Source organism: Streptomyces lanatus (assembly GCF_014655715.1).
Taxonomy (GTDB): domain Bacteria; phylum Actinomycetota; class Actinomycetes; order Streptomycetales; family Streptomycetaceae; genus Streptomyces; species Streptomyces lanatus.
This window is the reverse complement of record NZ_BNBM01000004.1, coordinates 464,374-486,605: the sequence shown is the minus strand read 5'-3', so window position 1 is coordinate 486,605 and position 22,232 is coordinate 464,374. Positions and strand designations below refer to the sequence as shown.

Here is a 22,232-nt window from a genome sequence, read left to right as displayed (position 1 = left end):
ACCCTCTGGCGCACCCTTGACTGACTTCCATGCCGCCCCGTCAGAATCTGTTTGTTCACGATCAGTTGTGAGTACTTCTGGTCCCTGATGAGGGAGAGTCGCCATGACAGTCACTCGAAGATCGTTACTGCTCGCCTCCACGGCCGCTCCGGCCGCCGCGACGCTGCTCGGGCCGACCCCGGCCGAAGCCGCCCAGGCCTCCGGCCGCCGCACGGTCCCGCTGCGCGACGGCTGGCGCTTCGCCCTGGTCGACCCGGGCGGCCTCACCGACCCGACCGGCGCCTACGCGGACGCCGCCGAGCCCGGCTACGACGACTCGGACTGGCGCGAGGTCGCGGTGCCGCACGACTGGAGCGTCGAGTTCGCCCCCACCACCGAGCACGGCACCACCAGCGGCACCGGGTTCTTCCCGGGCGGCCTCGGCTGGTACCGCCTGGCCTTCACGCTGCCGCCGGCCCTCGCGGGCAAGCGGATATCGGTGGAGTTCGACGGCGTCTACATGGACTCGTACATCCACTGCAACGGCACCGAGGTCGGCCGCCACCCCTACGGCTACACCGGCTTCTCCTTCGACCTCACCGACCTGCTGCACACCGACGGCAGGACCGAGAACGTCCTCGCGGTCAAGGTGCAGAACCGCCTGCCCAGCAGCCGCTGGTACTCGGGCAGCGGCATCTACCGCGAGGCCCGCCTCGTCATCACCGAACCCGTGCACGTCGAGCGCTGGGGCACCCACGTCACCACACCGGAGATCACCGGGGAGCGGGGCGTGGTCCGGGCGCGGACCTCGGTGGTGAACGCCTCCGGAGTCGGCACGGACGTCGAGGTCGTGTCACGGATCGTGGACCCCAGGGGCCGTACGGTCGCCCGTACGTCCTCCACGGCCGCCGTCACCGACAGGGCGACCGTGACCCATGAACTCACCGTCCCCACCCCGAAGCTGTGGGACTTCACGACCCCGCACCACCGCTACACCCTGAGGACCGAACTGCGCGTCGGCGGCACCACCACCGACACCTACGACACCCCCTTCGGCTTCCGCACCTACCGCTTCGACCCCGACGAGGGCTTCCACCTCAACGGCGTCCACAGCAAGATCAAGGGCGTCGATCTGCACCACGACCTCGGCGCACTGGGCGCAGCCGTCAGCATCGACGCGATCCGACGGCAGATGACCATCATGAAGTCGATGGGCGTCAACGCCTTCCGCACCTCCCACAACCCGCCCTCGCCGGAGATGATCCGGGTCTGCGAGGAACTGGGCATCGTGATGCTGGTGGAGGCGTTCGACTGCTGGCGCTCACCCAAGACGCGCTACGACTACGGGCGGTTCTTCGACGAGTGGGCCGACCGGGACGTCACCGAGATGGTGCTTGCGGCCCGCAACTCGCCCGCCGTCCTGATGTGGTCGATCGGCAACGAGGTCTCCGAGTTCACCTCCACCTCCGGCCTCGCCATGGCCGACCGGCTCATCGCCGCCGTCAAGGCCTCCGACGACACCCGCCCCATCGTCATCGGCTCCCACCGGCACCGCAGCGTCCCCGCCCCCGGCACGCCCGGCGATCTGATCCTGGCCAAGCTCGACGGCCTCGGCCTCAACTACAACACCGCCAAATCGGTGGACGCCCTGCACGCCCGCTACCCCCACCTGTTCCTCTTCGAGTCCGAGTCGTCCTCCGAGACGTCCACCCGCGGCGCCTACCAGGAGCCCGAGCACCTCAACACCGGCGAGAACCACACCCCGGGCAGACGGGACACCTCCTCGTACGACAACAACCTCGCCTCCTGGACCATGAGCGGCGAGTACGGGCACAAGAAGGACCGGGACCGGAAGTGGTTCGCCGGCCAGTTCCTCTGGTCCGGCATCGACTACATCGGCGAGCCCACGCCGTACGACGTCTTCCCGGTCAAGGCGTCCTTCTTCGGCGCCGTCGACACGGCCGGCTTCCCCAAGGACATGTACCACCTGTTCCGCAGCCAGTGGGTCGACGAGCCGATGGTCCATCTGCTGCCGATGACCTGGAACCACCGGGAGGGCGACACGGTCGAGGTGTGGGCGTACGCCAACGTCGACACCGTGGAACTCTTCCTCAACGGCAGCTCCCTCGGCACCCGCACCTTCGACACCAAGAAGACCGTCGACGGCCGCCCCTACCTGGAGACCACCGAGGCGACCGGCGACGACAAGACCTTCACCGACGGCCCCTACCCCGGCAGCTACACCAGCCCCAACGGCAGCGCGGGCAAACTCCACCTCACCTGGAAAGTGCCGTACCGGCCGGGGGAGTTGAAGGCCGTGGCCCGCCGGGAGGGCAAGGTCGTCGCCACCGACGTACTGCGCACGGCCGGTGCGCCGAACGCCGTACGACTGGTCGCCGACCGCAAGTCCCTCGCCGCCGACGGCCGTTCCCTGGTCTTCGTCACCGCCGAGATCGTCGACGCACGGGGCGTGGTCGTACCCGGCGCCGAAAACCTCATCACCTTCGAGGTGAGGGGCGGCTCGCTCGCCGGGCTCGACAACGGACGCGAGGAGAGCGCCGAGCGCTACCAGGCGAGCACGCGTACGGCCTTCCACGGCAAGGCCCTGGCGATCGTACGGTCCGGCACGAAGGCGGGCCCCTTGAAGGTGACGGCACGGGCCGAAGGCCTGCGGACGGGCGGCGTGACCGTGCGGACGACCCACGCCGGATCCACCGCGCTCACACCGGCCCCGGACTTCGAGCCCGACCACCCGGCACCCTCCAACTACCCCCTCGCGGACGCCAGTTACTCCGGCCGACCCGACACCCTCCCATCGGCCATGCTCGACGGCGACCCGACCACCGGCTGGTCCAACGGCTTCCTCAAGGCGCCCACGGCCCTGCTGCCCGCCTTCGACGGGGCCCGGGCGGAGGACTGGGTGTCCGTGGACTTCGGACGGCCGCGAACCTTCGACCGGGTGGAGGTCTCGTTCACGACGGATGCCACGCACACCCTGCCCGCCTCGGTCACGGCGGAGGTATGGGACGGTCGGCGGTACGTACCGGTCAAGGGAGCGGTCGTGAACTGGGCGACCGCCTCGGACGTGCCGACGGTCATCACCTTCGAAGCCCTGCGTGGCTCCCGTCTGCGACTCACCCTGACCAGCGCTCATCCGGGGGAGGCGCGAGGGGCAGTACGGATCAGCAAGCTGGAGGTACCGGCCATCTGACCCACGTCATGGTCCGGACGGCGCCGCAGTCCAAAGCGTGCCGTCCGGACCGTTGACGAACTGTCATGCCACCAACAACCATAGGCCGTCTCGATTTGGGAGCGCTCCCACTCCAGGAGTGCCATACGCACCTCACCCCGAGGAGCCCAGACGTGAACCGACGCAGAACCACCCTGCTCACCCTCACCGCCCTGCTGGCCGCAGGCCTCACCGTCGGGCCGGCCGCCGCCGAAGAGGTCGAGCAGCTCAAGAACGGCACCTTCGACACCACCACCGAACCCTGGTGGACGACCAGCAACGTCACCGCGGGCCTGGCCGACGGTCAGCTCTGCGCCGATGTACCGGGCGGCACCACCAACCGCTGGGACGCCGCGGTCGGCCAGAACGACATCACCCTGGTGAAGGGCGAGTCGTACCGCTTCTCCTTCACCGCGAACGGCTCGCCCGAGGGGCATGTCGTACGGGCGGTCGTCGGGCTGTCGGCGGCACCGTACGACACCTACTTCGAGGTGACGCCCGAGCTCAGCGTCTCCGGGAACTCGTACTCGTACACCTTCACCTCACCCGTCGACACCCCGCAGGGCCAGGTCGCCTTCCAGGTCGGCGGCAGTGCGGACGCCTGGCGGTTCTGCATGGACGACGCCTCGCTGCTGGGCGGTGTCCCGCCCGAGGTGTACGAGCCAGACACCGGGCCGCGGGTGCGGGTCAACCAGGTCGCCTATCTGCCGGCCGGGCCGAAGAACGCCACGCTGGTCACCGACGCCACCGGCAAACTGCCCTGGCAGCTGAAGAACGCCGCCGGGACCGTCGTCGCCCACGGCTGGACCGTGCCGCGCGGCACCGACGTCGCCTCCGCGCAGAACGTGCACTCCATCGACTTCGGCGCCTACCGCAAGAAGGGCGACGGCTTCACGCTGGTCGCCGACGGCGAGGCGAGCCGCCCCTTCGACATCGGGACCGCGGCGTACGAGCGGCTGCGGCTGGACGCCGTGAAGTACTACTACACCCAGCGCAGCGGCATCGCGATCCGCGACGATCTGCGCCCGGGCTACGCCCGCCCCGCCGGACACGTCGATGTCGCACCCAACCGGGGCGACGGCGCGGTGCCCTGTCAGCCCGGTGTGTGCGACTACACGCTCGATGTCACCGGCGGCTGGTACGACGCGGGTGACCACGGCAAGTACGTCGTCAACGGCGGCATCTCCGTGTGGGAGCTGCTGAGCACGTACGAGCGTGAACTGCTCGCCCGCACCGGGGAGCCGGAGAAGCTGCGCGACGGCACCCTCGCCATCCCGGAGAGCGGGAACAGGGTGCCGGACATCCTGGACGAGGTCCGCTGGGAGCTGGAGTTCCTGCTGAAGATGCAGGTGCCCGCCGGGCAGCCGCTGGCCGGCATGGCGCACCACAAGATCCACGACGAGCAGTGGACGGGCCTCCCGCTGCTGCCGAGCGACGACCCGCAGAAGCGTGAACTGCACCCGCCGTCCACCGCCGCCACCCTGAACCTCGCGGCGACGGCCGCGCAGGCGGCGCGCCTGTACAAGCCCTACGACCGGCAGTTCGCCGCGAAGGCACTGGCCGCCGCCCGCACGGCATGGTCGGCGGCGCTCGCGCATCCCGACCTGTACGCCTCCGAGAGCGACGGCATAGGCGGCGGCACCTACGCCGACAGCAATGTCGCCGACGAGTTCTACTGGGCCGCGGCCGAGCTGTATCTGAGCACGGGGGAGCGGCAGTTCGCGGATCATGTGCTGAACTCTCCCGTCCACACGGCCGACATCTTCGGCGCCCTGGGCTACGACTGGGCCAGGACGGCCGCCGCGGCTCGGCTGGATCTGGCGACCGTGCCGAGCGGGCTGCCCGGCCGGGACAAGGTGCGCCAGTCGGTGATCAAGGGCGCGGACGGCTATCTGGCCACACTGAAGTCACAGGCGTACGGCATGCCCTACGCCCCTGACGGCAACCTCTACGACTGGGGCTCCAATCACCAGATCCTGCACAACGCCGTCGTCATCGCCACCGCGTACGACATCACCGGGGGCTCGAAGTACCGGGACGGCGCGGTACAGAGCATGGACTACCTCTTCGGGCGCAACGCGCTGAACATGTCGTACGTGACCGGCTACGGCGAGGTCAACTCCCATAACCAGCACGCCCGTTGGTACGCCCATCAGCTCGATCCGAGCCAGCCGAACCCGCCGGCCGGTACCCTCGCCGGCGGGCCGAACTCGGGCATCCAGGACCCCTACGCGCAGAGCAAACTCCAGGGCTGCGTCGGCCAGTTCTGCTACATCGACGACATCCAGTCCTGGTCGACGAACGAGCACACCATCAACTGGAACTCCGCCCTGACCCGGATGGCGTCCTTCGTGGCCGACCAGGGATGAGGAAGGCCCCGGTCAGGGAGTGACGTTCTTGACCGGGAGTTCCTTGCTCGCGCCCGCGATGTAGTAGTCCTTGGGCGCGGAGAAGATCACGAACTCGTTGTCGTAGTCCCGGATCTTGGCGCGCACGGTGAAGTTGCCGCGCGCGTCGGTGGTGGTCTGCGCGTTGAAGGAGCTCTCGTAGTACGTCCGCAGGAACACCCGGGTACCGGCGATCGGGCCGTGCCCGGCGGGCCAGGTGATCCGGCCCATGACGACGAGCGTGTCGCCCTCGCGTACCTGGGTCTTGTTGACGTGGTAGGCGAGGGCGCTGGTGACGGGCTTCACCTTGACCGTGGTGTCCGCGAACGCCATGTGGTTGTCGGTGGGGTCGGTGTCGTAGACCGCCCGGAACATCACTTGGTGCCGCGGGAACAGATACGGGCTGGGCGTGCTCTCCACCCGGTCCGCGGGGACGTCCTCAAGGGTGAAGTGCCCCTCGGCGTCCGTGCGGACGGTGCCCAGGCCGCGGGTCTCCCACTCGGTCGGGTCGATGGGGTCGCCCCACGGGTTCCAGGTGTCGAACAGCACCGACTCCTCCAACTGGACCGGTGCGTCGGCGACGGGAGTGCCGTCGGTGCGGGTCAGGGTGCCGGTCAGGTCGACCGTGCGGTGCGTGTAGTCCGTCGTGGCGGTGCCGCTGTCGAGCGTCACCACGTAGTCGTCGCCGTCCGCCGCGTGGGCGGGCGGCACGACGACGGCCGTGGCGGCCAGGAGGAGGACGGTGACGGCGGTCGATCGGACGGCCGTTGAGCGCTTGGGCACGTGAACTCCGTTGGTGAGACGAGCCGTTGTGTCGGTACCTGGTGTGACAGCGGCGCATCACCGGGGGTTGTAGGGGCCGCCGGACGTTACGGCCCCAGTACACGGCGTTCAGCTGGATGTCGTCCGCTCGTTCCCCCGCGGTTCGTGTTCCACGAGCTCGCCCGGCCGCTCATGAGCTGTGAGCGTGTGCAGCCGGGCCTGGCTCAGCCGCTCGTGCACCTCGACGTACTCGCCGTGCGGCAGCCGCTTGATCACACCGGTCTCCCTGCCGTGCAGCACCAGCTCCCTGTCGCGGAGTTGGAGACCCAGGCAGATGCGGCGGGTGACGATGAAGACGATCACCGGGACGACCGGCACCGCGATCCGGATCGCCCAGGTCACCGTGTTGATCGACAGATGGAGCCGGGTCGCCACGATGTCGTTGCCACCGCCCGCCAGCAGGACCAGATAGAGGCTGATCCAGGCCGCGCCGAGCCCGGTGCGCACCGGGCGGTTGCGGGGGCGGTCCAGGAGGTGGTGCTCACGCCTGTCGCCCGTGATCCGGGCCTCCAGGAAGGGATACACGCCGATCGCGACCAGCAGCAGCGGGAAGACCACGACCGGGATCAGCACCCCGAGGACCAGTGTGTGGCCCCACAGGGTGATCTCCCAGCCCGGCATCACCCGCACCAGGCCCTCGGCGAAGCCCAGATACCAGTCAGGCTGGGCACCGGTGGAGACCTGGTCGGCGCGGTAGGGGCCGTAGGACCAGACCGGGTTGATGCTCGCCACGGCCGCCATCACCGCGAGCGCCCCGAAGACCAGGAAGAAGAATCCGCCCGCCTTCGCCATGTACACCGGCATGAACGGCGCGCCGACCACATTGCGCTCGGTGCGTCCGGGCCCCGCGAACTGGGTGTGCTTGTGGTAGACGACCAGCAGGATGTGCGCCACGACCAGCGCCGCCATGATGCCGGGGACCACCAGGATGTGCAGCGAGTAGAAGCGGGCCACGATGTCGTGCCCCGGGAACTCACCGCCGAACAGGAACATCGACAGATACGTGCCGACGATCGGCACGGACAGCAGCGCCCCGTTCACGAACCTCAGTCCCGTCCCCGACAGCAGGTCGTCCGGCAGCGAGTAGCCGAACAGGCCCTCGAACATGCCGAGGAACAGCAACGTCCAGCCGAACAGCCAGTTGACCTCCCTCGGCTTGCGGAACGAGCCGGTGAAGAAGTGCCGCATCATGTGCGCCAGCATCCCGGCGACGAAGACCAGCGCCGCCCAGTGGTGCACCTGCCGCATCAGCAGACCGCCGCGCACATCGAAGCTGATGTCCAGCGTGGAGGCGTACGCCTCGGACATGCGGACGCCGTTGAGGGGGACGTAACTGCCGTGGTACGTCACCTCGTTCATCGACGGATGGAAGAACAGGGTGAGGTACACACCGGTCAGGATCAGCACGACGAAGCTGTACAGGCAGATCTCGCCGAGCAGGAACGACCAGTGGTCCGGGAACACCTTGCGCAGATACTTCCGGCCCAGTGTGTGGGTGCCGAGCCGGCCGTCGAGCCAGTCCGCCACCCGCTCGCCCCGGCCCGTCTGTTCCAGGGCTCTCATGCCTCACCCCTCGGCACATGCGTGAGCTTGTCGGGATTGGCCACCACGTACACGCCCAACACCCGCTCGCCGTCCGGCGTCAGGTCCAGGACCAGGACGCCGTACGGCTCCTCGCCCTGGAACAGCACCGCCGCGTCGTCGCCGTTGACCCGCCGGTAGCGCAGGTCAAGACCGGCGCCGCCCGCGCCGCCCCGGCGGGCGAACGAGCCGAGCAGCCGGACCGCCTTGTCCCGGCCGTGCACGGGCCGCAGCCCCGCACGCTTCCGCTTGCCGCCGCTGTCCGTCCACACCGTCACATCCGGCGCGAGTATCTCCATCAGCTCGGCGATGTCCCCGCCCACCGCGGCCCGTACGAACCGCTCCGTCGCCTCCCGCCGCACCCGAGGATGTGCCTCGTACAACGGCCGCCGCGCGTGCACATGCTCACGCGCACGGTGCGCCAACTGCCGTACCGCCGCCGGACTGCGCTCGATGATCTCCGCGATCTCCGTGTGCGGATAGCCGAACACCTCGTGCAGCACGAACACCGCGCGCTCCAGCGGCGACAGCGACTCCAGGACGACCAGCATCGCCAGCGACACCGACTCGGACCGCAGCGCCGGGACCTCTGCGCCCTCGTCCTCCGTGACCAGCGGCTCGGGCAGCCACGGGCCGACGTAGGTCTCCCGACGACGGACGATCGCCGCCCGCCGCGTCAGGGCGTGATTCACGGCGATCCGCACCAGATACGCCCGCGGATTCTCGACCCCGTCCAACGGCGAGCCCGTGCCCCGCGCCGTCCACGACAGCCAGGTCTCCTGCAGTACGTCCTCGGTGTCGGCGACCGTACCGAGCATGTTGTAGACGACGCCGAACATCAGCTCGCGATGCTCGACGAATACGGCGGTGGCGTCGTCGTCGGTGACGGATACGGGGATCTCGGACATGCATGGGCCTCCCGGGTGCGCGCTCACTACTGCGAGGGACGGCGGGGGCCGGAATGTGACATCCCACGGTCGAATGTGACCTACGTCTCGGCGGGATCGTGCTCCCGGATGCCGTTCGGTACCGGCCTGTATTGGGCCTGACCTGCATGTATTTACGGGTAAGTACCCGAGCGGTACCGTGAGGGACATGCCAGCTCTGAATGTGGAGTTCAGCGACCGCGAGCTAGAGGACCTGCGGCAGATCGCCAAGGAACGCGGTACGTCGATGAAGGCGCTCGTCCGTGAGGCCGCCGCGGCCGACATAGCCCGGCACCGGGCGCTGCAGGAGGGCGCCGAGGCGTTCCGCCGGTTCTTCGCGTCGCACGCCGATGAATTCGCGGCCGCCTTCCCCGACGACGAGCCGCCCGCCAAGGGCGAGGGACGAGCCGCCTGACCGATGGCACCCGTTCTGCACATCGACGTGCCCTGGCTGCTCCAGCGGCATGAAGAGGTCCTGCCCGACCAGCCCACGATCAACGACTTCTCCGCGCTGGTCGCCGCCGTCGCCCGCCATCGCGTCGATCCGCCCCGCCTGGGCGTCGACTCCGACCCGGCCTGGCGGGCCGCCGCCCTGCTGCACACCCTCGCCCTGCTCAAGCCGCTGCCCTCGGCCAACGCGCGCTTCGCCTGCTCCGCCGCGGTGGCCTACATGTTCGTCAGCGGCGTCGGCATCGACCCGCCCTACGGCGCCCTCGTCGACCTCGCCCGTGATCTGATCTCCGGCAAGGTCGATGTGTACGGCGCGGCCGACCGGCTGCGGTCCTGGCAGATCTGAGGCCGGCCTTTCCCGTTCCTCCTGCCTCCCGGGGCCGCCGACCGAGGGCGGGAGGAACGGGGTCGGCGGCCCATGGCGCGCGGGATTGCCGCCGTCCCGCACGGGGCCTTCCGAGGAGGCCGCTCCCAGTGGACTACGCGGGCGCGTGCGCCGGGGAGCGCGCGTGGTGCTCCGGCGAGTGCGTGGGTTTCACACGGGGCGCTCGAAATCTCGAATGGTGGCGTGCGTGCGGCGAGTTGCCGGCGTATCTGACTTTGTTTCAATGGGGCCGATGTTGCCCAAGTGCCTTGTTGGTCATCAGTGCGCTGTGCAAGGGTGAACTACCCGTGGGGGGTGGAAAAGGCCGGAGCTCATTCGTTCCATGGGGGAACCGGTGCGGATGGGATCGGTGAATTCGTGCTCCTTGCGCTCGCGTCGAAGAGGTACACACCAAGTCACGCGGTCCTTTTCGGCGATCGGAACTTCTGTGTCTTGCGCGTGGGAAGGAATCCGTTCAGTGCCCACCCCCCACCCCCCTCGCCCGCCTTACCCGCCGCCCGGCGGGGTTCCCGAAGAATCCGACGAAGGCCTCGCCGCCAGACTTCGGGGCCGTCCGGACGGCGAGGCCGCTCCGTCCGTCGCGCTGCTCATGGCGCGGCACTGGCAACCGGCCCATGAATACGCGGTGATCTGTCTCGCCTCCCCGGCCGACGCCGCGGACTTGGTCACCGCGGCCGCGTTCCATCACGTCCTCGACCGTCTGGCGCTCGGCGAACCGGCCGTCGCGCTGCGCCCCCGGCTCCTCGTGGCCGTCCGGGACACCGTCCGCCAGTGGTCGTCCGACGATCGAATAGCGGGGGTTCTGCCGGAGCTGGGGAAACCGTCCGGCGGTCGCGGTATGCGGGCCGCGAAGTCCATGACGCCCGAAAATCGGAAGCTTGCCGATCGGTCATTCCAGGCGCTTCCGGGACTTGCCCGATGTCTGCTCTGGCACACCGAGGTCGAAGCCGAGCCGCTAAGCGTCCCCGCGGGTCTGCTGGGCATGGATACCGTTACCGCCTCGGCCGCGCTCGAACAAGCGCGTGATAAATTCCGAGAAGGTTGTGTACATGCCCATAGGGAACTCGCGCCTACGAAGGATTGCCGGTTCTACAACCGCCTCCTCGATGTCCCGATTCGCCGGGGCGGAGCTCTGCTGCCGGATGTGCAGCAACATCTGACGGAGTGCCGTTACTGCCGGAACGCCGCCGAACAACTCAGTCATTTCGAGGGCGCGTTGGGCGTGCTCATCGCCGAGGCCGCGCTCGGCTGGGGCGCACGCCGCTATCTCGACACCCGCCCCGGCCGCAACCAGGACACCGGACCACGCGGACGCGGCTCCGCCCGGCACGGCGCCGGACGCCGCCGCCTGCTGTCCCGCATCCCCACCCAGGGCCGCAGATCCCCCGGCGGCCCCCGCTCCTCGCGGACGCTGCTCACGGGAGTGGGGGTGGCCTCGGCCGGACTGATCGCGGTCATGCTCGCCACCGGTCTGCTGTCGGACGACGATGGGGTCGACCCCGCCGCGTCCGCCTCCGTCGGTGGAACCGGGTCTCAGGCGCCGCCCGAGGTGTCCACCTCGCCACAGGGCACGGCCGGACTTCCCCGCGCGCCATGGCAGTCCAGGCTGCGCAACGCCGACGCCGACCTGTGCCTCGACATCCGGGGCGAGCCGGAGGCCGGGGCCGGGGCCGAGCTGGCCGAGTGCTCCGACGCCGACACTCAGCAGTGGTCGTACGAGAAGGACGGGCTGCTGCGCAGCGGCGCGGACCGGGGCCTGTGTCTGGACTCGCATCGGAACGCCGGTGTGGCGGTCCTCGGCAAATGTGTCGACGACGACTCCGAGCGGGGCGACGACGTGCGCTACGACGTCACCGTGCAGGGCGAGTTGATACCCCGGTGGGATGACCGGCTCGCTCTGACGTTCACCACGGGGGCGGCGGGCGCCGACATCGTGATCAAGGTGCGGGACGGGTCCGACGCGCAGCGGTGGCGCTCCGGGTAGTGCCGGGGCCCTCAGTTCACGGCGTCCCGCGGAGCCGTGCCCGACAGGAACCCCGTGACGTTCTGCACCGCTGCCAGTGCGATGCGGACGAGGGTCTCTCGCGTGACGCCGCCCGCATGCGGGGAGAGCACCACGTTCGGGGCGCGGAGCAGGCGTAGGGACGCGGTGGGCGGCTCGGGGTCGAAGACGTCGATGCCCGCGCCCGCCAGGGTGCCCTTCTCCAAGGCGTCCGCGAGGGCGTCCTGGTCGATCAGGGCGCCCCGCGCGGTGTTGATCAGGAACGCGCTCGGCTTGAGGAGCGCCAGGCGCTCGGCGTTCAGCAGGTGCCGGGTCTCGTCGGTGAGCGGTGTGTGCAGGGAGATGTAGTCGGCGGTGCCCAGCAGTTCGTCGAGCGGGACATGGCGGGCGCCGCCGAACTCGGCCTCCGTCTCGGGCGCCACCCGGTGTCGCCCGGCGTAGAGCACACTCATGTCGAACGCGACGGCGCGGCGGGCGACCTGGCGTCCGATCTGGCCCAGGCCCACGATGCCCAGCGTCTTGCCGCACAGCTCGGTCAGCGACTGCTGGAGCCGGGGGAGTGCCCAGTCGGCGTCGACGAGCGCGGTGTGGGCCGGGATCAGCTGCTTGGCCAGGGCGAGCATCAGGGCGAAGGTCTGTTCGGCCACGTTCTGCGCCTCGGCACCGCTGGAGCCGATGTTGCACACGCGCACCCCGCGCTCGCGCGCCGCGTCCACGTCGACGTAGTCGAAGCCGTGGCTCGCGCACTGCACCAGCTCCAACTCCGGTGCCCCGGTGAGGTGTTCGGCGGTCACCGGGGCGAGTGCGGTGATGACGACGTGCGCGGCGCGCAGGGCGGCCGGGTCCTCGTCGGTTGTCTCGACGACCGTGACATGCGCGCTCTCCGGGAAGAGCGTGGCGAGACCGGCGCCGATGCCACGGCCGCCGACGTGCGGGGAGACGACGGCGAGGACGTTCTTCGTGGTGGTCATGCGGATTCCTCGATGAGGTCGGTGGGGCCGACGGTGGTGGGGCCGGCGTGCCCGGACAGGGCGAGGGTGAGGTCGAGTTCGGCGAGCAGACAGCGGATGACGTGCTCGACGCCCGCCTGTCCGTCGAGGCCGAGCCCATAGGCGTACGGACGTCCGACCAGGGCCGCCTTCGCGCCCAGGGCGAGGGCCTTGAAGATGTCGTCGCCGGTGCGGATGCCGCTGTCGAACAGCACGGTCAGCCGGTCGCCGACCGCCTCCACGACCCGGGGCAGGGCGTCGGCCGCCCCGATGGAGCCGGCGACCTGGCGGCCGCCGTGGTTGGAGACGACGACGCCGTCCATCCCGGCGTCGGCGGCGGCGCGGGCGTCGTCCGGGTGCAGGATGCCTTTGAGGACGATCGGACCGTCCCAGTGCTCCCGCAGGAACGCCAGGTCCGGCCAGGTCTTGGCGGGGTCCGAGAACATGCCGACGAAATGCATGACCGCGGCGTTCGGATCCTCGTGCACCGGCTTGGCCAGGCCGGCCCGGAAGGCCGGGTCGGTGAAGTAGTTGGCGGTGCCCACTCCGTGCAGGAACGGCAGATACGCCTGGTCGAGGTCGCGCGGGCGCCAGGCCAGCATCGGTGTGTCCAGCGTGACGACCAGCACGCTGAACCCGGACGCCTTCGCCCGGCCCAGGAAACTCCGGGCCACCTCGGGGTCCTTCGCCCAGTACAGCTGGAACCAGCGCTCGGCGTCGCCCATGGCCTCCGCGACCTGCTCCATGGGGGTGCTGGACGCCGAGGACAGGGTGAACGGCACGCCCTGTGCGGCGGCGGCACGGGCGGCGGCGATCTCGGCGTCGGGGTGCATGATCGACAGCACGCCGACGGGCGCGAGGGCCATTGGGGCGGGCAGGGAGCGGCCCAGCACCTCGACGGACAGGTCCCGTTCATGGACGTCCCGCAGCATGCGCGGCACGATCCGGCGCCGCTGGAGTGCCGCACGGTTGGCGCGGGCGGTGCTGCCGTCGCCCGCGCTGCCCGCGACATAGCCGACGGGGCCGGGGCCGAGGCGCTGCTCGGTGAGCTGCTCCAGCCGGGTCAGATCGGTGGGGAGCCGGGGCACGGCACCCGTCATCCCGTTCAGATAGATCTCGTACTGGAAGTCCGCCCAGTGCTTGCCCATGCGTAGGCCCCGCCTCTCGTCAGTGAGAACGCGCTGTACGCCGACCATACCGACCAGTACGGGAGGTGGTGGATCAGGGGGCGGTCACCGACTCGTGCAGGACGCGCGCCAGTTCCCGCGGCTGGGAGAACATCGGCCAGTGGCCGGTGTCCATGTTCACCAGCTTCCAGCGGTCGCTCTTGAGGAGTTCGGCCGCCGCACCCCATGGCTCCTCGCCGTCGAGCAGGCACTTGACGTAGGTGCCCGGGAGCTCGCCCAGCTCGCCGGTGAGCACGGCCGGTTCCGTCGCCGTGGCACCCGGGTGCGGGGTCGAGCCGGTCACGAAGCGGGCGATCTGCTCGTCCGTCAGGCCCTGCCCCGCGCAGTCCTCGGCGGTCAGCGGCGGCCAGAAGCCGGTCTCGGCGATCGCCTGCCGCACCTCGTCGCTCGGCCAGCCCGACAGGGCCGACTCGCCGTCCTCCGGGACGATGGCGTCCACGAACACGAGGCGCGTCAGCCGGTCCCCAATCTGTTCGGCCGCCTGGCCGACCGGTACACCGGCGTAGCTGTGCCCGACGAGGACGACGTCCCGCAGATCGAGACGCTCGACCTCGTCGACGATGTCCCGGACATGGGTCTGCTGCCCGGCGGACTCACCCTGTCTCTCGGCGAGGCCGGTCAGGGTCAGCGGATGGACGTCGTGTCCGGCGGCACGCAGCTCCGCCGCCACGTCGTCCCATGCCCACGCCCCGAGCCATGCCCCTGCCACCAGTACGAAATTGGTCATGCCCGCAACGTAGCCGACGGGTCTGACAACGGCCCCTCGTCGCCCACCGCGCCGGGCCCGGTGATCGGCGGCACCGCCACGTCGAGGGTCCGGGCCAGCCGCGCGCCCCACGGGCCGTAGACGGCCCGGGGTTCGGGGAACACCCGCAGCAGGACCAGGAACAGCACGGCCGCGACGACCAGTGACAAGGGCAGGCTGATGTCGACGCCGCCCGCGAGGTCGCCCAGCGGGCCGACGAACTGGCCGGGGATGTTGGTGAACAGCACACCGATCACCGCCGCCACCCACCAGGCGGTCATGCCCCGCCAGTTCCAGCCGTGCGCGAACCAGTAACGGCCGCCGCGCTGACGGCGGTTGAAGACCTGGAGGGCGTCGGGGTCGTACCAGCCGCGCCGGGTCCAGTAGCCCAGCATCATCACGACCATCCACGGCGTCGTACAGGTGATGATCATGGTGGCGAAGGTCGAGATCGACTGGACCAGGTTCAGCCCGAACCGCCCGACGAAGATGAACCCGATGGACAGCACGCCGACCAGCACGGTGGCCTGGACCCGTGTGAGCCTCGGGAACACCGAGGAGAAGTCCAGCCCGGTCCCGTAGAGCGCGGTCGTCCCGGTCGCCATGCCGCCGATCAGGGCCAGCAGGCAGACCGGCAGGAAGTACCAGCCCGGTGAGATCGCCAGCAGCCCGCCCACGAAGTCGGGCGCCGCCGGATCGACGTATTCCGGAACCTTCGTGGCGATGATGCTCGCGGTCGCCAGGCCGAAGACGAACGGCAGCAGCGTCGCGATCTGCGACAGGAACGCGGCGCCGATCACCTTGCGGCGCGGCGTGGACGCCGGGATGTAGCGCGACCAGTCGCCGAGGAACGCCCCGAACGAGACGGGGTTGGACAGCACGATCAGGGCCGCGCCGATGAACGACGGCCAGAACAGGGACTGGGTGGCCGCGTCCGCGGAGTCCGTGAAGACGCCCGCGTAGGAGGCGTCGAAGTCACCGGCGAAGGCGAGCGCGCCGATCAGGAACAGCACGCTCGCCGAGGGCACCGCGACCTTGTTGACGAACAGCATGAAGCGGAAGCCGTATACGCACACCGCGAGAACCAGCCCCGCGAACAGGGCGTACGCCACGACGTACGACAGATTGCCGCGGTCCAGGCCGAAGAGCCGGTGCGCGCCGCCGACCAGGGCGTCGCCGGAGCTCCACACCGAGATGGAGAAGAAGGCGATGGCCGTCAGCAACGACAGGAACGAGCCGACGACTCGGCCGTGCACACCCAGGTGCGCGGAGGACGAGACGGCGTTGTTCGTGCCGTTCACCGGTCCGAAGACCGCCATGGGGCACAGGATCAGCGCACCCGCGACGACCCCGAGCAGCGTGGCCGCCAGGCCCTGCCAGAAGGAGAGCCCGAACAGGATCGGGAAGGCGCCCAGGACACAGGTCGAGAAGGTGTTGGCGCCGCCGAAGGCGAGGCGGAAGAGGTCGAGCGGGCTCGCGGTGCGCTCGGCGTCGGGGATGCGGTCGACGCCGTGGGACTCGACCTCGGTCAGGGAGGGGGAGGGGAGTTCGGGCTGAGGGGACACGGGGGCTCCAGCGGGGACCGGGACGGTGGAGCGCGTTGTGGCGCGGCGGTGGCGACGGCCGGTACCTGCCGCTGGGGTGTGCGGGCAGCCTGGATGCCGTCCCCTCGGGGATCAGCAGACCGTACGGCCGCGTACGAGATCCGCACCAGGGGACGGTTCATCCAACTTCGGTGCCTCGGGTGTACGAATCCTCCATCAGTCGGTGTCCGTCGGCGCGTCCTCCGGCTCGCTGTCCGGTCCCTGGGCCCGCACCCGCTGGACGTTCTCCAGTGACTCGCGCAGCTCGGCCAGCCAGTCGTCGGTGTGCTTCTGGGCCAGCCGGACGCACCAGGCCAGGGCCTCGCTGCGGCTGCGGGCGACCCCGCCGGCGATCAGGGTGTCCAGGACCTGGCGCTCGGGCTGACGCAGCCGGGTCATCACGGGCGCGGCGACATGGGTGAACAGGGCGCGCTCACCGTCGCACTCCACGCCCCAGGAGACCTTCCGGCGGAACCGGTGCTCCGCCTCGCGGGCCACCTCGATCCGGGACTCCCGGGTGCGCTCCCGGAATTCCTGGATCCGGCCCTCCACGGCCGCCTCCCGCTCGCCGGCCGAGACGCCTTCGGCCAGGTGGGGTGCGGGGATGCGGCCGATCACCGTGATCTCCTCGCGGTCGACCGTGACCTCGGCCAGTTCCTCGAAGAGGTCGTCGGGCAGGCGGCCGGCGAACCAGCCGCGCAGCTTCTCACGTTGTTCGCTGGTAATCATGTAATCACCATTACTCCGCCCGGCCGGGAAGGCAAGGGTGTCGCGGGTGTGTCCGCGGAGGGCTCAACCGGAATGTTTCAGGCCTATTAATCAGCGTGGGAGATCCGGCCACTTGGCGCATTGGAACGATCAAGAGGCGCCAAGTTCCGGCGTTGGAACGTTCGAACTCCGTTACTTCACGCCACTGATTCAATACGCAAGGTTACTGAAACCGATGGTGTCGATGTGAGTTTCGGAGCCGGACTCGGCAGACTCCCGCTCGTCGCTCCGGCACCGATCGCGCCGGAGACGGCAGACCCTCGATTCGAGCGGAAGGATGCACACAATGCGGAACACCGCGCGCTGGGCAGCGACCCTCGGCCTCACGGCCACCGCCGTCTGCGGACCCCTCACCGGAGCCGCCCTGGCAGGCCCGGACGCCGCCCCCGCCTCTCTCTACGCCCCGTCGGCCCTGGTGCTCACCGTGGCCCACGGCGACGCCGCCGGCCTGACCACCCCGGTGCGCGCAGTCACCCTCAGCTGCGCCCCGGCGCCCTCGGGCACCCATCCCGCCCCCGGTTCGGCCTGTGCCGAACTACGCGGCGTGAACGGGGACTTCGACGCCCTCAGAGGCAGAGACGGCGTGCTGTGCACCAAGCAGTACGACCCGGTGGTGGTCACGGTCGACGGGGTGTGGCAGGGGCAGCGCGTCTCCTATGAGCGCACCTTCTCCAACGAGTGCGTGAAGGGGTCCTACGGCACGAGCCTCTTCGCGTTCTAAAGGGACCGGGATCGCACGGTCTCCGTGCAGTTCGGCAGCGGCTCGCGGATGGGGAGTGTGAGCCTGCCGAGGGGATCCCTGCGGTCTCGCATCGGGGGTCGGCCGGGCGGAGTGGGGCCGCCCGGTCGACACCTCGGAGCACTACGACGGCACCCCCTCCTCTCCGGGAATCCCGGGGAGGAGGGGGAACCGTCCGAGCAGTCCCGCGCCGTGCAGCAGCCGCCGGATCCGCGGCGCGTCCGATACGACCCGCAGGCGACCGCCGTGGTCCCTGGCCCGGGTCTCGGCCCGGCACAGGACGCGCAGCCCCGAGCAGTCGAAGAAGGCCACCCGCCGCAGATCGACCAGGACATCCGACTCCGGCCCGGTGGTCGCGGCGGTGAGATGCTCGGCGAGGAGCGCCTCCGTCGCCAGATCGATCTCGCCCATGACTTCGACCACCGTGAACGCGCCGTATCTACGGGTGCGGGCATGGGTGTTCGCCGAGGGCGGCGCGGACCGCGAGAGGTCCGTGGCCAGGTCCTCGATCGGATGGGGGGCGCGGTCGTCGGCGTCCGGCGTCATGTCCGCTCCACCTCGGCAGGGGCCCGTTTGATCCGGGTTGTTACCCGGGGGCGGGGCCGAGCATCCCTGCGGCGCGGTGCGCAAGATCTAGTTCACTCGACCGAATGAATTTCACCCATAAGGGCTTGACTCGTCGTCGATCGACGTTGCTCTACGACTCGTATTCCTTGACGTGCATATAACCGCCGAGGCATATTGGAGTCATGTCCGACGACACCTCTCTCTGGAGCGCCCTCGCCGATCCCCATCGACGGTCCATCGTCGCCCTGCTCCTGGAGCGGCCCAGGTCCGTCGGGGAGATCGTGGAGGAGTGCGGGCTGAGCCAGCCGAGCACCTCGAAGCATCTGAAGGTGCTGAGGGAGGCCGGCCTGGTGCGGGTACGGCAGGACGCGCAACGCCGTGTCTACGCCCTCGACCCCGCCCCGATCGCCGCGCTCGACGCCTGGCTCGCCCCGTACCGGAAGCTGTGGAACCGCAGCCTGGACGCCCTGGGCAGGCGCCTCGACGAGACGTCGGACACCAGCACCGAGGACCCCTCCCCAAAGGACTGATCCATATGTCCGTCGAACTGACCGGCACCTACTCGACGCTGGACGACGGCCGCCCCGCCGTCCGCTTCAGCCGTATCTACGACCACCCGATCGACCGCGTCTGGCGCTTCGTCACCGACCCCGACGAACTCGCCGAGTGGTTCCCCTCCCGCGCCGAGATGGATCTGCGGCCGGGCGGAGCGGTGACCTTCAGCGGGGACCCGAACATGGCGGACTTCCCGGGGGTGATCATCGCCGTGGACGCACCCCGCCACCTGTCCTTCGAATGGGGCGGCGACGAGCTGCACTTCGACCTGGAGGCGCTCGACGACAAGCGCACCCGCTTCACGCTCACCAACGTCCTGGCCGCCGAGGACACCGCCGCCCGCAACGGCGCCGGCTGGGAGGTCTGCCTGGCAGCCCTGGACGCGAAGGCCCGCGGCGAGCGGTTCGAGGGCCCGCACGCCGGGACCGAGGCACCCTGGAAGGGGTTCTACGACGGGTACATCGCGGTCGGCGTGCCCTCCGGCGCCGCCATCCCGGGCCAGGGCTGACTCAGGCCATCTGACGCCGCACCAGCTCGTGCAGCCGCCCGCCCGTGTCCGCGAGGAGCTGCGCGGGCGGGCCCTGCTGGGCGACCTTGCCGTCCTCCATCACGATGACGCGGTCGGCGTCCAGCACCGTGGACAGCCGGTGCGCGATGACGATACGGGTGGCGTTGAGGGCCCTCGTGGACTCGATGACCGTGCGCTGCGTCTCGTTGTCGAGGGCGCTGGTCGCCTCGTCGAAGAACAGGATGCGCGGCCTGCGGATCAGCGCCTGGGCGATCATCAGGCGCTGGCGCTGCCCGCCGGAGATCGCCCCGCTGCCCGAGACGATGGTGTGCAGCCCCATCGGCATCCGCTTGATGTCCTCGGCCAGACCGGCCATCTCGGCCGCCGCCATCGCCTCTTCCGGCGTGTACGGCTCGGTGCCGCAGATGACGTCCAGGATCGACCCGGTGAACGGCTGGGCGTGCTGGAGCACCACCCCGCACTGCCGTCGCACGGCCGACTGGTCCAGTGCCGCCAGGTCCTGCCCGTCGTACAGCACACTGCCCGAGACCGGCTTGTCGAAGCCGATCAGCAGCCTCAGCAGCGTCGACTTGCCGCAGCCGCTGGGGCCGACGATCGCCACGAACTCGCCCGGCCGGATGTCGAAGGACACGTCGTCCAGGACCAGAGGACCGTCGTCGGAGTACCGGAAGGACAGGCGGCGCGCCTCCATCGAACCGGTCAGCGGGCCCGGCCGGGTGCTCGCCGTGCGCACCTCCGGCGTGGCCTCCAGGACCGGCTTGATCTCCTCGAACAGGGGCAGCGCGGCCACCGCCGACACGAACGCGCCCGTCAGCTGGGTGACCGAGGTCAGCAGCATCGTCACCGAGGTGTTGAAGGTGAGGAACGCCGCCGCCGACATCGACCCGCGGGCCGGACCCGCAAGCAGCATGAACATCAGCAGGGTGCACAGCGGCAGATACACCGCGCCCATGACCGTGGTGAGGTTCTTGATCCGCCCCACCCTCTGCTGGAGCTCACGGCTGTGCGCGAACTGCGAGGCCCAGGCCGCGTACGCGTAGTTCTCGGCCGCCGCGACCCGCAGTTTCGGCAGTCCGCGCAGCGTCTGGAACGCCTGGTTGTTCAGCTTGTTGTTGAGCACCACCAGCCGCCGCTGCCAGCGCACCTGCCACAGCCCCAGCCCCAGGAACACCGCGGCGATGACGATCAGCATGCCGATCGCCGCCATTGCCATAGGCACGCTGTACCAGAACAGCAGCGTCAGGTTCATCGCGCCCACCGTCACCGACGACGCGACGACGGGGCCGACACCGGCCATCAGCCGCCGTATCGCGCTGATGCCCATGGCCTGGCTGGCCAGCTCACCGGTCGAGCGCTGGGTGAAGAACTTCGTGGGCAGCCGCAGCAGCCGGTCCCACAGGGCCGGTTGCAGCGTCGCCTCGATACGGCCCTCAAGCCGCAGGATCGTCAGGTTCTGCAGCAGCATGAACGCCGCCGCCACGACACCGCTGATCATCACGGCCAGACAGAACTGCACGATCAGCCCGGTCTGCGCCTTCGGCACGAACTCGCCGAGCACCTTGCCGGTCGCGATCGGCACCAGCGCACCGATGCCGACGGTAACCAGGCCGCTGACCATCAGGTTGCCGACGTCGCCGCCCGTGCCCCGCATGCTGAACCGCAGCAGCCTCAAGGGGCTCAACGCACGGTCGGGCAGCGGGCGGTAGAACATCACCGCGCGAGGCTCGAACTCCTCCGCGTTCGCCTTCTCGATCGGCGTCTCCCGGCCGGTCGCCGGATGCACGGCGACATAGCCGCTCCGCCGCCACAGCAGCGCGACCGGAGCGCCCGAGAGCGCCCGGTGACCGACCAACGGCCCCACGTTGTCCCGCCACCAGCGCCCGTCAAGGCGTACGGACCGGGTCCGCACCCGGGACGCGATGGCCACCCGCTCCACCGGGTCCAGCCGATCGCTCTCGGTGCCGCTCTGCGCGGGCTCGGACAGGGTGATCCCGGCCGCCTCGGCGACCAGCTTGCAGGCGGCGTAGCTCGCGTCCGCGTCGGCGGCCGTCGTCGGCTTGCCGCCGCGCTTGCCGATGGACGCCAGCAGCGTCTGATCGGCCTGCGCGCGCACCGCCTCGCCGGCCTTGATGCCCTCGGCGGTGCGGTTCTCATGGGTGCGTTCGAGCTGCTCGATCCAGCGGTCCAGCGTGGTCAGCAGGCGGTACTGCTGGTCGACCATGGACTGCCAGACCGCCGGGTCCATCAGCAGATCGGCGGCCGCCTCCGCGCCGTACAGCGAGCCGTACTGCACGCTGCCGGGCGGCACCTGCATCCAGAAGACGTCGTCGTCGGTGACCTCGGCCGCCCGCTCGGTGGCCATCGGCGCCTGGAAGAGGATGGTGAGGCTGCGGCCGACGCCCAGGGCGAGGGCGTACTCCAGGGGGCTGGTCTGCGGGGGCACGTACTGCGGGTTGCCGTACTCGTCGTAGGACCAGGTCTGGGTGTTCGCGGGCTGGTACAGCTCGCGCAGTCCGATGCGGTGGACGACGCAGTCACGCAGCGGGCGGGCGACCAGCGTGTGCTGCGGTCCCGGCACCGGGCCGAGCAGCAGCGAGCCTGCCTCCAGGCGGCCGAGGTGATGCCAGTGGCCCTGCTGACCGGCGTCGACCGCGAACAGGTCCACCGCGCCGGACGCGACCAGCCACAACACCTGCGGGCCTTCGAGGTCGATCCGGTTGAAACCGGCGCAGTCGATGCGTGTGCCCATCTGGCCGAGCGCGCCGAGGACGAGGTCTCCCTCGTGTTCTCCCGCGTGTACGGAGGTCAT

At 70.0% G+C, this 22,232-nt stretch carries 18 protein-coding genes; 8 read left to right on the top strand and 10 right to left on the bottom strand.

Going from position 1 to position 22,232, the window contains the following annotated elements:
- Window positions 1–103 precede the first annotated feature (103 nt).
- Window positions 104–3,190, top strand: a complete 3,087-nt coding sequence (locus tag IE325_RS14125; protein WP_190070185.1) for a glycoside hydrolase family 2 TIM barrel-domain containing protein — start codon at window positions 104–106, stop codon at window positions 3,188–3,190.
- 152 nt (window positions 3,191–3,342) lie between these two features.
- Window positions 3,343–5,577 carry a glycoside hydrolase family 9 protein gene (locus IE325_RS14120; protein ID WP_190070184.1) on the top strand — a complete coding sequence of 745 codons (2,235 nt, stop codon included), beginning with the start codon at window positions 3,343–3,345 and terminating at the stop codon, window positions 5,575–5,577.
- Window positions 5,578–5,589: 12 nt separating this feature from the next.
- On the opposite strand, the gene IE325_RS14115 is transcribed toward IE325_RS14120, so the two are convergent.
- From IE325_RS14115 to sigJ, 3 genes are all read right to left on the bottom strand, one after another.
- Entirely contained in the window at window positions 5,590–6,378 is a 789-nt protein-coding gene (locus IE325_RS14115; protein ID WP_190070183.1) for a peptidase associated/transthyretin-like domain-containing protein, read from the bottom strand.
- A 108-nt stretch (window positions 6,379–6,486) separates the two neighbouring features.
- A complete protein-coding gene (gene qcrB / locus IE325_RS14110; RefSeq protein WP_190070182.1) occupies window positions 6,487–7,980 on the bottom strand; it encodes a cytochrome bc1 complex cytochrome b subunit in 1,494 nt (497 codons plus the stop codon).
- Window positions 7,977–8,906, bottom strand: coding sequence for an RNA polymerase sigma factor SigJ (gene sigJ / locus IE325_RS14105; RefSeq protein WP_190070181.1), 930 nt, complete (start codon window positions 8,904–8,906; stop codon window positions 7,977–7,979). The genes qcrB and sigJ overlap by 4 nt, the downstream gene beginning before the upstream one ends.
- 187 nt (window positions 8,907–9,093) lie before the next feature.
- On the opposite strand from sigJ, the gene IE325_RS14100 reads away from it, so the two are divergent.
- The 3 genes from IE325_RS14100 (at window position 9,094) to IE325_RS14090 (ending at window position 11,743) form a co-directional block, all read left to right on the top strand.
- A complete protein-coding gene (locus tag IE325_RS14100) occupies window positions 9,094–9,339 on the top strand; it encodes a hypothetical protein (RefSeq protein WP_004979459.1) in 246 nt (81 codons plus the stop codon).
- Window positions 9,340–9,342: 3 nt separating this feature from the next.
- On the top strand, window positions 9,343–9,720 hold the full coding sequence (locus IE325_RS14095) for a toxin Doc (RefSeq protein WP_190070180.1): 378 nt from the start codon (window positions 9,343–9,345) through the stop codon (window positions 9,718–9,720).
- A gap of 496 nt (window positions 9,721–10,216) precedes the next feature.
- Window positions 10,217–11,743, top strand: coding sequence for an RICIN domain-containing protein (locus tag IE325_RS14090; protein ID WP_190070179.1), 1,527 nt, complete (start codon window positions 10,217–10,219; stop codon window positions 11,741–11,743).
- A gap of 11 nt (window positions 11,744–11,754) precedes the next feature.
- Here IE325_RS14090 and IE325_RS14085 read toward each other — a convergent pair whose 3' ends face one another.
- The 5 genes from IE325_RS14085 to abmR form a co-directional block, all read right to left on the bottom strand.
- The gene (locus tag IE325_RS14085; RefSeq protein WP_190070178.1) at window positions 11,755–12,732 is read right to left on the bottom strand and encodes a 2-hydroxyacid dehydrogenase; all 978 of its coding nucleotides are present in this window, start codon (window positions 12,730–12,732) and stop codon (window positions 11,755–11,757) included.
- Complete coding sequence (locus tag IE325_RS14080) at window positions 12,729–13,898, bottom strand: lactate 2-monooxygenase (protein ID WP_190070177.1); 1,170 nt, start codon at window positions 13,896–13,898, stop codon at window positions 12,729–12,731. The genes IE325_RS14085 and IE325_RS14080 overlap by 4 nt, the downstream gene beginning before the upstream one ends.
- 73 nt (window positions 13,899–13,971) lie before the next feature.
- Window positions 13,972–14,664, bottom strand: a complete 693-nt coding sequence (locus IE325_RS14075) for an alpha/beta fold hydrolase (protein ID WP_190070176.1) — start codon at window positions 14,662–14,664, stop codon at window positions 13,972–13,974.
- Window positions 14,661–16,247: a purine-cytosine permease family protein gene (locus tag IE325_RS14070; RefSeq protein ID WP_190070175.1), complete on the bottom strand. Its 1,587-nt coding sequence runs from the start codon at window positions 16,245–16,247 to the stop codon at window positions 14,661–14,663. Before IE325_RS14070 ends, IE325_RS14075 begins: the two co-directional genes overlap by 4 nt.
- 195 nt (window positions 16,248–16,442) lie before the next feature.
- Window positions 16,443–16,994 carry an ATP-binding transcription factor AbmR gene (gene abmR / locus IE325_RS14065; RefSeq protein WP_190070174.1) on the bottom strand — a complete coding sequence of 184 codons (552 nt, stop codon included), beginning with the start codon at window positions 16,992–16,994 and terminating at the stop codon, window positions 16,443–16,445.
- 325 nt (window positions 16,995–17,319) lie between these two features.
- Here abmR and IE325_RS14060 point away from each other — a divergent pair, with 325 nt between their 5' ends.
- Window positions 17,320–17,754 carry a protease inhibitor gene (locus IE325_RS14060; RefSeq protein ID WP_190070173.1) on the top strand — a complete coding sequence of 145 codons (435 nt, stop codon included), beginning with the start codon at window positions 17,320–17,322 and terminating at the stop codon, window positions 17,752–17,754.
- Window positions 17,755–17,895: 141 nt separating this feature from the next.
- Here the strand turns inward: IE325_RS14060 and IE325_RS14055 are convergent, their stop codons facing one another.
- A complete protein-coding gene (locus IE325_RS14055; protein WP_190070172.1) occupies window positions 17,896–18,318 on the bottom strand; it encodes an STAS domain-containing protein in 423 nt (140 codons plus the stop codon).
- Window positions 18,319–18,521: 203 nt separating this feature from the next.
- On the opposite strand from IE325_RS14055, the gene IE325_RS14050 reads away from it, so the two are divergent.
- Together IE325_RS14050 and IE325_RS14045 are read left to right on the top strand one after the other, a co-directional pair.
- Window positions 18,522–18,869: an ArsR/SmtB family transcription factor gene (locus IE325_RS14050; RefSeq protein ID WP_190070171.1), complete on the top strand. Its 348-nt coding sequence runs from the start codon at window positions 18,522–18,524 to the stop codon at window positions 18,867–18,869.
- A 5-nt stretch (window positions 18,870–18,874) separates the two neighbouring features.
- Window positions 18,875–19,402: an SRPBCC family protein gene (locus tag IE325_RS14045; RefSeq protein ID WP_190070170.1), complete on the top strand. Its 528-nt coding sequence runs from the start codon at window positions 18,875–18,877 to the stop codon at window positions 19,400–19,402.
- Between the two features lies 1 nt (window position 19,403).
- Here IE325_RS14045 and IE325_RS14040 read toward each other — a convergent pair whose 3' ends face one another.
- The gene (locus tag IE325_RS14040; protein ID WP_190070169.1) at window positions 19,404–22,232 is read right to left on the bottom strand and encodes an NHLP bacteriocin export ABC transporter permease/ATPase subunit; all 2,829 of its coding nucleotides are present in this window, start codon (window positions 22,230–22,232) and stop codon (window positions 19,404–19,406) included.